This is a genomic window from Candidatus Phyllobacterium onerii, from assembly GCF_028331445.1.
In the GTDB taxonomy this organism is placed as follows: Bacteria; Pseudomonadota; Alphaproteobacteria; order Rhizobiales; family Rhizobiaceae; genus Phyllobacterium; species Phyllobacterium onerii.
The window spans coordinates 53,186-65,921 of sequence record NZ_JAQMHX010000001.1; the positions used below are offsets into that span (position 1 = coordinate 53,186).

The following is a 12,736-nucleotide window of genomic DNA, read 5'->3' on the forward strand; positions in this document are numbered from 1 at the left end:
AAAATGCGGCAGAGAACAGGCCTTCACCGAAAAAACCCAACCAGAACGCAAAAGCCGGGCGCTGGGCCCGGCTTTTGCGAAATGGCTATCGAACTCAGTTGGCGGGTGCTGGCTGAGCCGGAGCAGCAGGTGCAGCCCCATCGGCTGGCTTCTCACCTGCTGGCGCAGCGGGAGCGGCACCCTCAGCCGGCTTCGCCGCCGCATCTGCGGGCTTTGCCGCATCGCCTGCTGGCGCCGCAGCTGCATCGGCAGTCGGCAGCGGCTTAGGACTATCGGACAGCGTGCGCAGATAAGCGATCAGATCGGCGCGTTCATTGTCCTTCTTGTCGCCGGCGAAGCCCATGGCTGTGCCCTTGATGTAGCCCTTCGGAGAAGTCAGGAAGTGGTTGAGGTGGTCATAGGTCCACTTCTCCTGGCCGCCCTTGGAGAAATCCTTGATGGCGCCCGAATAGCCGAAGCCCGGATGGGTTGCGATCGGACGGTCGACAATATCCCAGAGATTGGGACCAACCTTGTTCGGGCCATCCTTCTCACCGGTGTGGCAAGCCTGGCAGCGCTTGAAGACCGCTTCGCCGCGTGTCGCATCGGCAGAAGCGAGAAGCGTTGCAATCGGCACAGCTGCCGCAGGGGCGGCTTCACCGCCTGCGCCGCCAGCTTCGGGCTCAGCGGCCTGGATGATATAACCGGGCTTTTCAGGTGCGTGAGAATCGAAAAAAGCATCGGACAGGATGCCTGCCGACATGACAACGAAAACGGTTGCCAGAAACGCCATGGCATATTTGTTGAATGCGCTCGATTCCATCGTCGATCATTGCTCCACTTGTGTCCTGTTCAAGTACACTGAATACAAAGTCGATAGCGGCGCTTGCTGTGCAGTGCCGGAGCTTTGTGTTCAGCACACTTGCTTAGGTTCTCAATATCTGGTCAATGCAGATCGCTGCATTTTTCGACAAGAGTCCCCTCGTGATCGCGCGGAAACTAGGTCTTTTACTCAAGACTTGCAACACATATAAGGGCGGTTCTGCCTGAGACTTTTTGACACCGTAGGCGTGTTTGCGATGATGAAAATACTGACACTTATCCCGGCGAGAATGGCTTCGACCCGGCTCCCGGACAAGCCACTGGCTGATATCGCCGGCAAGCCGATGATCGTGCATGTGGCGGAACGAGCGCGGGCTGCGGGACTTGGCCGCACCGTGGTCGCAACGGATAATCTCGACGTCAAAGCGGCGGTCGAAGCGCACGGGCTTGAGGCGGTGATGACGCGCAATGATCACGAATCCGGTTCCGACCGCATTTATGAAGCATTGCTGGCCCTTGATCCCGACGGCAATGTCGACGCGGTGGTCAATGTTCAGGGTGACCTGCCGACCATCGAGACGGAAATCATAAAGCGTGCACTGCTACCGCTGCAGAACGGACCCGCCGACATAGGCACGCTCGGTGTCGAAATAAGGCGCGAGGATGAGAAGACCAATCCCAACGTAGTGAAGATCATTGGCTCGCCCACGGGGAAAGACCAACTGCGCGCGCTGTATTTTACCCGCGCGACCGCGCCTTGGGGCGAGGGGCCGCTCTACCACCATATCGGGCTTTACGCCTATCGCCGCGCCGCTCTCGAACGTTTTGTAGGCCTCGGACCTTCGCCTCTGGAACGCCGCGAGCGGCTTGAACAGTTGCGCGCGCTAGAGGCTGGCATGCGGATCGATGTGGAAATCGTCGATTCGGTGCCGCTGGGCGTCGATACGGCCGAAGACCTCGAACGCGCACGAGACATTCTCACTTCTATATAAGGCAGTCTATCATGGCAAAGACCAACCGCATCTCTTTCCAGGGTGAACCTGGCGCGAACTCCGATACGGCGTGTCGCGACATGTTCCCGGATATGGAGCCGATGCCGTGCCCGACATTCGAGGATGCGTTCAACGCGGTTGAAAGCGGTGCGGCAGATCTCGCAATGATCCCTATCGAGAATACGATCGCCGGTCGCGTCGCAGACATCCACCATCTGCTGCCGGAATCTCGCCTGCACATTGTCGGCGAATACTTCCTGCCGATCCATTTTCAGCTGATGGTGTTACCGGGAACGAAACGTAACGAGATCACCTCGGTCCACAGCCATATTCATGCACTCGGCCAATGCCGCAAGTATATTCGTCAGAACGGCTGGAAGCCGGTGATTGCCGGTGATACGGCGGGAGCGGCGCGCCTCGTTGCGGAGGTCAAGGACAAGACGATGGCTGCACTGGCGCCGCGGCTTGCATCCAGTTTATACGGCCTCGATATCCTCGAAGAGGACGTGGAGGACACTGAAAACAATGTGACGCGCTTCGTGGTTTTGACCAAGACCAAGAAGTGGGCGCCGCGTAGGTCCGACGAACTCATGATGACCACCTTCGTCTTCCGCGTTCGAAATGTTCCTGCCGCGCTTTACAAGGCGATGGGCGGTTTTGCCACCAACATGGTCAACATGACGAAGCTCGAAAGCTATCAGATCGATGGCAAGTTCACTGCAACGCAGTTTTATGCCGACATCGAGGGCCATCCAGACGACAAGAACGTGGCGCATGCGCTGGACGAGCTGGAATTCTTCTCCAAGGAAGTGCGGATCCTCGGTGTCTATCCCGCCGATACGACTTTCCGCAGTGCGCAGAGCAAAGAAGAATAGAACCTAGACTCCGCTCTGGACCCAACTGCGAATGAGGTGCGCAGCGATGGCGCCTGGCGGCGGGGTCATCAGCCCGTCAGGATGGCTGCGATCGAGCATCGCGACAACTTCCTCGCGAGAGAACCAGCGCCCGTCTTCAAGTTCGGCTTTGTCGAGCGTGAATTGGTCGGAGAGTGCCTCCGCATGGCAGCCTATCATCAGTGAATAGGGGAAGGGCCAGGGTTGGCTGGCATGGTAGAGCACGCGGCCGACCGGCAGGTTCGTTTCCTCGAACGTCTCGCGACGCACGGCATTTTCGATCGTTTCACCTGGTTCGATGAATCCCGCGAGGCAGGAATACATGCCCGGGCCGAAGTGCGCACCGCGTGCCAGAAGACACTTGTCTTCGTATACTACCATCATGATCGCAACCGGATCGGTGCGCGGAAAATGCTGTGCCTCGCAATTGGGACAGGTGCGCCGGTAGCCTCCATCGCGCATCACGGTTTCGGTGCCGCACCGGCCGCAGAACTTGTGATTCTCGTGCCATGTCAGCAACGAAACAGCCTGCGCCATCGCGCCAAGCTGGTCTGGCGGGACGAGGCCTTGCGTATAGACGGAACGGTAGTCGAAAGCCTTGATCGAATCCGGCAAGGCTGCAAAATCGAAGCCGCTGATGGAGGCAAGGACCGGAATATCGTCCTGCATGCCGAGATAGATGGTCTTGTCCGTTGCCGGTAACAGTGCTGTTGCGTCTTGCAGACTGAATAGCGCACTGCCCGTGTCGCCACCCATAACCAGCACCTGGCCCTGACCAGTGAGTAGGATGCGAGCTTTGGCATTGGCAAGCGCCGCGGCCACCACATCGTCGTTGCGCTTTTCTGAATGGCGGTTGATTCTGTTTCCGGCAAAGCCGACGAAATGGCTTGGCTCCATATCCGGAGCATCGAAGAGGCTAAAAGGCATGGGATGGAACTCCAGAGAGCCTCCGGCGTGGGAAGCCAAGTATATTGAGTAACTAGATAGCCTTCAGTATGGCGTTCGCAAAGGCCTTTGCTTCTTTTTCCTCATAAGGATCGCGCTTCCCAAAGCCCCAGACTGGTCCGGGCCAGGCGGGATCGCCGCTGTTGCGCGCGATGACATGCAGATGCAGCTGGCGGACAATATTCCCGATGGCGGCTGTGTTAATTTTTTCGCAGTTGACCACGGTTTTCAGTGCCTGCGCGGCGATTCCCGCCTCGAAGGTGAGCATCGTCTGATCGAGCGGGGTCATTTCATGGATCTCGCAGATGTTCGGGCGCTGTGGAACCAGGATCAGCCATGGCCAGCGGCGGTCATTCATCAGGCGCAGGTCGCAGAGACCCAGTCTCGCAATGGAAAACGTGTCAGCTGCAAGCTTGCGATCGAGTTCGAACATCATGATTTGCGACAAATAGCAGTTTTTTCGGCTGTACGCTTGCTTTTTGCGCGTGAATTGCCGATATGAGCCTCGGGAGGTTGGTGGTGGACGAGCCACTCGCCAACCGGGTCAGGTCCGGAAGGAAGCAGCCCCAACGAGCCAGGCACGGGTCGCCGTGCCAGCCTCCCACCCTTTCTTCTTTGTCACCTTGCCTGTGTCAAAGCCGTTATCGGCATTGACGCTGCGGTGTATGGCGGTCCAAACTTGCGCGACACGAGTAGATCAAAAGCAGGAGCGGAATGAACACCATGGCAGACAGCGCCTATCGCGTGCTCGCCCGCAAATATCGCCCGCAGAATTTTGACGATCTGATCGGCCAGGAGCCGATGGTCCGTACATTGACCAATGCGTTCGAGACCGGCCGCATTGCGCAGGCATGGATGCTGACGGGCGTCCGTGGGGTCGGCAAGACGACGACTGCACGGATCCTCGCACGCGCGCTCAACTATAAGACAACTGACATCGACAAGCCGACGATAGATCTTTCTGTGCCGGGCGAACATTGCCAGGCGATCATGGAAGGTCGTCATGTCGACGTGATCGAGATGGATGCCGCTTCGCACACGGGTATCGACGATATCCGCGAGATTATCGAGCAGGTGCGCTATCGTCCCGTTTCTGCGCGGTACAAGGTCTACATCATCGACGAAGTGCACATGCTCTCCAATCAGGCCTTCAACGGCCTGTTGAAGACTCTCGAAGAGCCACCGCCCCATGTAAAATTCATCTTTGCCACCACGGAAATCCGCAAGGTTCCGATTACTGTTTTGTCGCGCTGCCAGCGCTTTGATCTGCGCCGTATCGACACAAGTCTCCTGATCGAGCATTTGAAGAAGATTGCCGGCCTTGAGGCAATCACGGTCGACGATGCATCGCTGAGCATGATTGCCCGGGCGGGCGAAGGTTCGGTCCGCGATTCGCTCTCAATCTTCGATCAGGCGATTGCCCACGGCGCGGGCACCGTTGATGGCGAGGCCGTCCGTTCAATGCTCGGTCTTGCCGATCGGGCTCGCATCATCGACTTGTTTGAGATGCTGATGCGCGGCGACGTTGCATCTGCCCTGCGCGAATTTCGGGCGCAATATGATGTGGGTGCCGACCCGAGCGTTGTGCTGACCGATCTTGCCGATTTCAATCATCTGGTGACGCGCATCCGCTTCACGCCCGACGTGGCCGATGACATTTCCCTATCGGAAGATGAGCGGACACGAGGCAAGGATTTTTCAGAGAAGCTTTCCATCCGGGTGCTGTCGCGCACCTGGCAGATGCTGCTCAAAGGTATAACCGAAGTCGACAATTCCAGTCGGCCCGTGCAGGCAGCGGAAATGCTGCTGATCCGGCTTGCCCATGCTGCCGACCTGCCGACGCTGGACGAGGCGTTGAAATCGCTGGAGGAGGGTGGACCGCTTGCCGCTCAGGCTCCGCGCAGCGATGGCCCGCGTCCCGGAAATGGCGGGGGAGCCGTGGCACGTTCGACCGATGCGATCGCTTCGTCGCGCGGTTTGGTCAGCTCCAATGGTGGTGCCACCATGCGTCTGGTCGAACCTGCTGCAAGGTCCGAGCCTATCCCTCCGCCGGTAATTGAAGAGTCGGCGCCGACGGTGCCCGTCAACAGCATCGAGGATATAATCGCGCTGGCGGAAAAGCAGCGCGACATGCAGTTCAAGATCATGGTCAAGAATTGCGTGCGGCTTGTCAGCATCAGGCCCGGTCGGCTTGAAATCAATTTGACGGAAAATGCACCGAAGACGCTTTTGACGGATATGTCGCAGAGGTTGAGCGACTGGACCGGCATTCGCTGGATGGTTTCGCTGTCGCGCGAGCAGGGCACTGCGACGATCAACGAGACCGAAACTGCGAAACGCGATTCACTTTTGAGCGATGCAAGGTCAGATCCGGATGTTGCGGCTATCCTGTCAAGATTTCCGGGCGCGAAGATTATAAATGTGCGCATCGCCGCGCCAGCCGGACAGGCGGACAGCGAAATCATCGAGGGTGCGGCTACCAGTGGTGATACGCTGGCACCCATCGAAGAAGACGATTGAAAAAACAGGAGTTTTCCATGCGTGACATTATGGGCATGATGAAACAGGCCAAGGAAATGCAGGCCAAGATGGCGGCCATGCAGGAAGAGATTTCTGCTCTTGAAGCGGAAGGCCAAGCAGGGGGCGGCCTCGTTACAGTAAAGCTTTCAGGCAAGGGCGCGCTCACTGCCCTGACCATCGATCCCTCCCTGTTCAAGGAAGACGATATCGAGGTCATCGAAGACTTGATCATCGCGGCGCACAACGAGGCCAAGACGAAGGTCGAGGCGATTATGGCGGAGAAAACACAGGCGCTGACCGCAGGCCTGCCAATCCCGCCCGGATTCAAGCTGCCGTTTTAGCCGCTCTGGCGGCAACCATGGATATATTGAAGGTTGGCGGCAACGCATGCAGGGTTGTGCTTTTCAGCAGGGTGTTCGCTACAGTTGTTGCGCGTCGTGATTCCCTAAAGTGCTAAATTGCTCTACACCCACGCTATGTCGAAACGAATCGCCGGTCCCGAAATTGAGCGTCTGATCCAGCTCCTGGCCAAAGTGCCGGGCCTCGGGCCACGTTCGGCGCGCCGGGCCGCACTGCATCTGATCAAAAAGAAAGAAGCTCTCCTAATACCGCTTGGCTCTGCCATGCAAGATGCCGCTGAAAAGGTGCGCATCTGCTCGACGTGCGGCAACGTCGATACATCTGACCCATGCATGATCTGTACCGACCCGCGGCGGGAGCGAGCGACACTGATCGTTGTCGAAGACGTGTCTGATCTCTGGGCGCTGGAGCGTGCCGGGTCAATGAACGTGCGCTATCACGTGCTTGGCGGGCGTCTGTCGCCCCTGGATGGCATAGGGCCAGACGATCTCAATATTGCGTCGCTCGTCGGGCGGGTGGCGGAAGGTGAGATCAAGGAGGTAATCCTTGCGGTCAACGCTACCGTCGAGGGCCAGACAACAGCACATTATATTACGGACCAGCTTTCAGGGCTTGATATTCGCGTCACCCGGCTCGCCCATGGCGTCCCTGTTGGCGGCGAGCTCGACTATCTCGACGAAGGAACATTGACCGCCGCGCTGCGGGCTCGAACATCGCTGTAGGGAGAACGTTTTTGATCGCAAGCCTGGCGAGATTTGGCATCGTATTGATTGGAATGCTTCTGAGTTCTTCAGCGTTTGCCGTATCGAAGACAGAGGTCGAATCACAATTTGAAACCTGGTTGGCTAATGATCTCTGGCCAGAAGCCAAGTCGAAAGGTATTTCCAAGGCGAACTTCGATCAGGCGTTCTCGGGTGTCTCGCTCAATTTTGATCTGCCGGACCTGGTGATGCCCGGTGAAAAACCGCAGACACCGAAGAAGCAAACTCAATCCGAATTCGGTTCGCCCGGCAAGTATTTCAATGACAAGACGATCAATGCGGTTACGTCAGGCGGGACCGCACGGGCCGGCAAATATTCGCGCATCTTGAAGGTAGTCGAGGCGAAATATGGTGTGCCGGGTGAGATCGTCCTTGCGATCTGGGGGCGCGAAAGCGGCTACGGCAGTGTCAAAATTCCCAACAATGCGTTTACCGTGCTCGGCACCAAGGCTTTCATGGCGACGCGCAAGGATATGTTTCGCGAAGAGCTGATCGCCGCGCTGGAGATCGTCCAAAAAAATTATATCGGCGTAGGCAGCATGAAAAGCTCCTGGGCTGGGGCCTTGGGCCAGCCACAATTCATGCCGAGTTCATATCTCGAACACGCCGTCGACTTCGATGGGGACGGCAAACGTGACATCTGGAATTCCGTGCCGGACACGCTCGGGTCCATCGCGCACTACCTTGCGCAATATGGCTGGCAGAAGGGCCGTGACTGGGGTTACGAAGTCAAAGTTCCGGGTAATGTCAGTTGTGCACTGGAAGGTCCTGACCAAGGCAAGCCTTTTGCAGCCTGGGAAAAGCTGGGCATTGCCCGCGTCAACGGCAAGCCATTTCCTTCCGGCGAGACCAAACGTGAAGGCTTTCTGCTGATGCCTGCGGGACGGCATGGCCCGGCCTTCATCGTTACCAAGAACTTCTATGTAATCAAGGAATACAATATGAGTGATCTCTATGCGCTGTTCATCGGCCATGTCGGAGATCGTATCGCACACGGCGCAACAGGTTTTTCCGCCGGTTGGGGCGATGTCGGCGGACTCTATCGTTCGGATATCGCGGGGCTTCAGCGGGTTCTGGAAAAGAAGGGTTATGATGCGGGCGGTGCGGATGGATTCCCGGGTTTCAAAACCCGTCGCTCAATTGGCGATTGGCAGGCGAAACAGGGCCTGGCGCCTACGTGCTTTCCCGATAAGGATTTAATCGCCGCGATCAGGTGAACCAACTGTCGCGGGTGCAAATACAGTCTGTCAAAGCTTGCGCGGTTTGCAACCATGCGGCGAAATGCGATCCTGACGTACAATTCGAATGTCAGGAACAAATCAGATGCCAGCTTTGGTCAACGGAAAATGGGTCGAGGGCGAAGTAGCCGCCAGCGAAATGAAGGATGGTGCATTCCACCGCGAGGCGACGCACTTTCGGAGCTGGATTACGGCCGATGGCGCCCCAGATGCTCAAGGGAAACCGACATTCCCAGCCGAACCCCATCGCTATCAGCTCTTCGTCTCCTATCTCTGCCCATGGGCGTCCCGGACTCTGATTTTCCTTAACCTCAAGGGTCTGCGCGACATAATCCGCATTTCCGTCGCTGAACCTGCGATCGGCGAAAATGGCTGGACTTTCGCCAAGGAACAAGACGCCGGGCCGAAGGCGCCGCCGATCCGCTATCTGCATCAGCTCTACACCGCCAGTCAGCCTACCTATACCGGCAAAGTTTCAGTACCGGTGCTTTGGGATCGCACGGAGGGTCAGATCGTCAACAACGAATCCGCTGACATCATTCGAATTTTGAATACCGCGTTCAACGGTTTGACTGGAGATCATCAGGATTTTTATCCGCAGCAGCTGCGTCCCGAAATTGATAAATGGAACGAGCTTATCTACGAGAATATCAACAACGGTGTTTACCGTGCTGGTTTCGCCAAAACTCAATCGTCTTACGAAGAAGCCGCGACGGCTGTCTTCAAGGCGCTGGACAAGGTTGAGGCGCATCTGGCCGACCATCGATATATCGCTGGTCACCATTTGACTGAAGCGGACTGGCGCCTGTTCGTGACGCTGGTGCGCTTCGACGCTGCCTATCATGGCGCGTTCAAATGCAATCTCCGCTGTCTGAAGGATTATCACAATCTTTCCAACTATTTGCGCGAGCTCTACCAGTGGCAGGATGTACGTAACACAGTGAAGATCGACCATATCAAGGCTGGTTACTACTCCATCGCGCATGTCAATCCGACCGGCATCGTACCCATCGGGCCACAAATCGACTTCGAAGGTCCCCACGATCGCGAGCGGTTATTGGGCGAGGGCATCATCCACAGTTAGGATTTAACACTTCCTACCTTGTCATTTATCCCCATATGTGAAAAGATTATTCACAAGAGAAGATATGGGAGGATGACGCGTGAGATCGCAGAGGCAACATCTGCTGGCTGGGGCCTTATGGCCATGACCGATTTTGCGCCCAGCATCGGTGTCTCCTCCACATATCCGAAAGACATGCCGGGAGACCATGCCGCGCTGCCCGTGTGGAACGCCGAGAACTGGTTTTATGAGGATTGGCCGGTTGGACAGAAAATCCGTTCGTTGCGCCGGACAATAGCTGAAAGCGATAGCCACCTGTTCAACATGCTGGTTACGGATATTCACCCGTATGTGCAGGACCAGATGTTTGCCGAGAGCGAGGGCATCTTCGGCAAGCGGCTTGTTGCAGGTGCTTTCGTGTTTTCCGCCGGCCTCGGGCTCGTGGCGACCAACTGCGTCAACGCCTTTTCCTATGGCTATGACAAGTTGCGTTTCATCAAGCCGGTCTTCCTGAATGACACGATCTACGCCATCCGTACCAATCTGGATAAGCGCCCGCGCTACAAGGACTTGGGCCTGATCCGAGCGAGCTATGAAGTGTACAAGAACGAGGGTGAACTCGTTCTGTATTGCGAACATTTGCAGACCGTAAAGTACCAAAATCCCGCCGATTTCGTTGGAAAGACCGAGAAATAATGACTGCTGATAATGAATTGCCGTTGGTGGGCCTGCTTGTCGTCGATATGAGCCAGTTCCTGTCCGGGCCTTATGCTTCACTGCGCCTGATGGATCTTGGCGCTCGTGTTATCAAAATCGAGCGGCCAGATGGAGGTGACCTCTCCCGCCGTCTTTATTTGAGCGATACGGAAATTGGTGGCGACTCGACTATTTTCCATGCGATCAACCGCGCCAAGGAGAGCCTCGCGATTGACATGAAAAACGAGGCTGATCTTGCAGCTTTGAAATCATTGCTCGCCAACGCCGATGTGCTGATCCAGAATTTCCGCCCCGGTGTCATCCAGCGCCTTGGTCTCGACTACGAGACGGTGAGGGCGATCAACCCGCGTCTCGTCTATGCCAGCATTTCAGGCTATGGCGATGAAGGTCCGTGGGTTTCTCGCCCGGGCCAGGATCTGTTGGCGCAGTCTCGTTCTGGTTTGATGTGGTTGAACGGCGACGAGAGCCAAGGGCCAGTGCCATTTGGACTGGCGGTAGGCGATATGCTGGCGGGCGCGGCAATCGTGCAGGGCATTCTCGCCTGTCTTGTCAGGCGCGGCATCACTGGCAAGGGCAGCCACATCGAGACAAGCTTGATGGAATCGCTCATCGACTTCCAGTTCGAAGTTTTGACCACACATTTGAACGATGGCCGGCGCCTGCCAAAACGTTCGGATTTCCGTAGTGCCCATGCCTATCTTTCCGCCCCCTACGGCGTCTACCACACGAAGGACAGCTATCTGGCGCTCGCGATGACCCCGCTACCTAAATTGGCAGACCTTCTCTCGCTCGATGATCTGGCGCCCTACCGCGACCGCCCGGCTACATGGTTCACGGCGCGCGACGACATCAAACGCATTATCGCTGCCCGACTCGAAACCGAGACCACCGATCATTGGCTCGCCATTCTCGAACCGGCCGATATCTGGTGCGCCAAGGTGTTGAATTGGGAGGAGCTTCTGGAAAGTGAAGGCTTCAAGGTTCTCGACATGTTGCAGACCGTGGAGCGCGACGACAATGTTTCGATCCTCACCACGCGCTCGCCAATTCGGGTAAACGGGCTCCGCGCGAAGTTTGATCGGGCCGCACCGCGCATCGGCGAACATAGCGAGGCGATCCGCAAGGAGTTTGGGCTGTGAGCGCAATCAAACTAAAAGGCATGACCTGGAGCCATCCGCGCGGCTATGACCCGATGGTTGCCTGTTCAAAACTCTGGAAAGAGAAGACCGGCATAGACGTCGAATGGGAAAAGCGCTCACTGCAGGATTTCGAGTCCTTTCCCGTCGAGGAGCTGGCACGGGAATATGATCTTATCGTCATTGATCATCCGCATGTCGGCCAGATTACAGCGGAACATTGTCTTGCACCGCTCGATGTGCCGGGGCGTGCGGCAGAGCTGCAAGCGCTTTCCGCCGGGAGCGTCGGGCAGTCCTACCCAAGCTACAATTGGCAGGGGAGGCAATGGGCATTTCCAATCGATACTGCGACGCAAGTTTGTGCTTGGCGGCCTGACCTGCTCGAAGATTCCCCCGCAAACTGGGAAGAAGTAATGGGCCTGGCCAAGGCAGGCAGGGTCTTGCTGCCACTACGCCCGCCTCATTCGCTGATGACTTTTTATACGTTGAGCGGCAATCTTGGTTCACCGTGTGCAGTCCCCGGGCAACTGATTGATCTTGAAAGCGGAATACGTACTTTCGAAATGATGGCTGAAATTGCGGCGCTGATTGATCCTGCGTGCTTCGAAATGGATCCCATTACGGTACTGGAGAGAATGGCCGAGGCCGGTTCGCACATTGCCGGTTCACCGTTGATCTATGGCTACGTTAATTATTCCATCGATGGTTTCAGGCCCAATCTCGTCGCCTTTGCTGATATTCCCGCCGCGGGAGGTGATGGTCCTGCCGGCTCGGCGCTTGGGGGGACGGGCATAGGTGTTTCGGCATTTTCAGCAAATCGCGCCGCGGCTATCGATTTCGCCTACTGGATTGCCGGAGGCGAGGTGCAACGAGGGCCGTATGCGTCAGCCGGTGGGCAACCGGCTCATGCCGACGCTTGGGAAGACGAAACTGTCAATGAGGCAACGGCAAGCTTCTACGCAGCAACGCGCAAAACGCTTGAAGCTGCCTGGGTGCGCCCACGCCATAAGGGGTACATGGCCTTTCAAGAAGCCGCTTCAGATCGGCTCAATACGGGCCTTCTGCAGCGCCACGCTGCGCGAAACGTCATCGACGATCTGAACGCACTATTCCGACAAAGTTTTGCCGGGTAAGAGCTTTCTTACGAGTGCCGGCGCATTTGGCCTGCGCGTCCATATCGCCCTGGACAAATACCAGTCCCTTGCTGGCACTCAGGCGGATTGATCTGGGTTGGTTCGGGCTCGCGTGGTGTCCACGTTGCGTAGGAGCCGCACCCGGCCAAAACAAAGCTGCTGAATAATAATATGGCA

The 12,736-nt window shown here is 56.9% G+C and carries 13 protein-coding genes and 1 other RNA gene; 11 read left to right on the forward strand and 3 right to left on the reverse strand.

Annotation, left to right across the window (positions count from 1 at the left end):
- Window positions 1-94 precede the first annotated feature (94 nt).
- The gene (locus tag PHA01_RS00275) at window positions 95-802 is read right to left on the reverse strand and encodes a c-type cytochrome (protein ID WP_209998094.1); all 708 of its coding nucleotides are present in this window, start codon (window positions 800-802) and stop codon (window positions 95-97) included.
- 259 nt (window positions 803-1,061) lie between these two features.
- Here PHA01_RS00275 and PHA01_RS00280 point away from each other — a divergent pair, with 259 nt between their 5' ends.
- Both PHA01_RS00280 and PHA01_RS00285 read left to right on the forward strand, forming a co-directional pair.
- Window positions 1,062-1,793 carry a 3-deoxy-manno-octulosonate cytidylyltransferase gene (locus PHA01_RS00280; protein ID WP_210283330.1) on the forward strand — a complete coding sequence of 244 codons (732 nt, stop codon included), beginning with the start codon at window positions 1,062-1,064 and terminating at the stop codon, window positions 1,791-1,793.
- A gap of 11 nt (window positions 1,794-1,804) precedes the next feature.
- The gene (locus tag PHA01_RS00285; protein WP_271892481.1) at window positions 1,805-2,668 is read left to right on the forward strand and encodes a prephenate dehydratase; all 864 of its coding nucleotides are present in this window, start codon (window positions 1,805-1,807) and stop codon (window positions 2,666-2,668) included.
- Between the two features lie 3 nt (window positions 2,669-2,671).
- Here PHA01_RS00285 and nudC read toward each other — a convergent pair whose 3' ends face one another.
- Both nudC and PHA01_RS00295 read right to left on the reverse strand, forming a co-directional pair.
- A complete protein-coding gene (gene nudC, locus PHA01_RS00290; protein WP_271892483.1) occupies window positions 2,672-3,613 on the reverse strand; it encodes an NAD(+) diphosphatase in 942 nt (313 codons plus the stop codon).
- 52 nt (window positions 3,614-3,665) lie between these two features.
- Window positions 3,666-4,070 (reverse strand): HIT domain-containing protein, encoded by a 405-nt coding sequence (locus tag PHA01_RS00295; protein ID WP_271893884.1) that lies wholly within the window; start codon window positions 4,068-4,070, stop codon window positions 3,666-3,668.
- Between the two features lie 69 nt (window positions 4,071-4,139).
- On the opposite strand from PHA01_RS00295, the gene ffs reads away from it, so the two are divergent.
- From ffs to PHA01_RS00340, 9 genes are all read left to right on the forward strand, one after another.
- An RNA gene (gene ffs, locus PHA01_RS00300) (signal recognition particle sRNA small type) lies at window positions 4,140-4,236 on the forward strand.
- 109 nt (window positions 4,237-4,345) lie between these two features.
- Window positions 4,346-6,151 carry a DNA polymerase III subunit gamma/tau gene (locus PHA01_RS00305; protein ID WP_271892485.1) on the forward strand — a complete coding sequence of 602 codons (1,806 nt, stop codon included), beginning with the start codon at window positions 4,346-4,348 and terminating at the stop codon, window positions 6,149-6,151.
- Window positions 6,152-6,168: 17 nt separating this feature from the next.
- Window positions 6,169-6,492 carry a YbaB/EbfC family nucleoid-associated protein gene (locus PHA01_RS00310; protein WP_112526406.1) on the forward strand — a complete coding sequence of 108 codons (324 nt, stop codon included), beginning with the start codon at window positions 6,169-6,171 and terminating at the stop codon, window positions 6,490-6,492.
- 135 nt (window positions 6,493-6,627) lie between these two features.
- Window positions 6,628-7,233, forward strand: a complete 606-nt coding sequence (gene recR, locus PHA01_RS00315) for a recombination mediator RecR (RefSeq protein ID WP_271892489.1) — start codon at window positions 6,628-6,630, stop codon at window positions 7,231-7,233.
- Between the two features lie 53 nt (window positions 7,234-7,286).
- Window positions 7,287-8,489, forward strand: coding sequence for a lytic murein transglycosylase (locus PHA01_RS00320; protein WP_271893885.1), 1,203 nt, complete (start codon window positions 7,287-7,289; stop codon window positions 8,487-8,489).
- Between the two features lie 106 nt (window positions 8,490-8,595).
- A complete protein-coding gene (locus PHA01_RS00325) occupies window positions 8,596-9,594 on the forward strand; it encodes a glutathione S-transferase family protein (protein ID WP_271892491.1) in 999 nt (332 codons plus the stop codon).
- 123 nt (window positions 9,595-9,717) lie between these two features.
- A complete protein-coding gene (locus PHA01_RS00330; protein WP_271893887.1) occupies window positions 9,718-10,269 on the forward strand; it encodes a MaoC family dehydratase in 552 nt (183 codons plus the stop codon).
- Complete coding sequence (locus PHA01_RS00335; protein WP_271892493.1) at window positions 10,269-11,429, forward strand: CaiB/BaiF CoA transferase family protein; 1,161 nt, start codon at window positions 10,269-10,271, stop codon at window positions 11,427-11,429. The genes PHA01_RS00330 and PHA01_RS00335 overlap by 1 nt, the downstream gene beginning before the upstream one ends.
- Window positions 11,430-11,449: 20 nt before the next feature.
- The gene (locus PHA01_RS00340; protein WP_271893888.1) at window positions 11,450-12,559 is read left to right on the forward strand and encodes an extracellular solute-binding protein; all 1,110 of its coding nucleotides are present in this window, start codon (window positions 11,450-11,452) and stop codon (window positions 12,557-12,559) included.
- The last annotated feature ends 177 nt before the right edge of the window (window positions 12,560-12,736 follow it).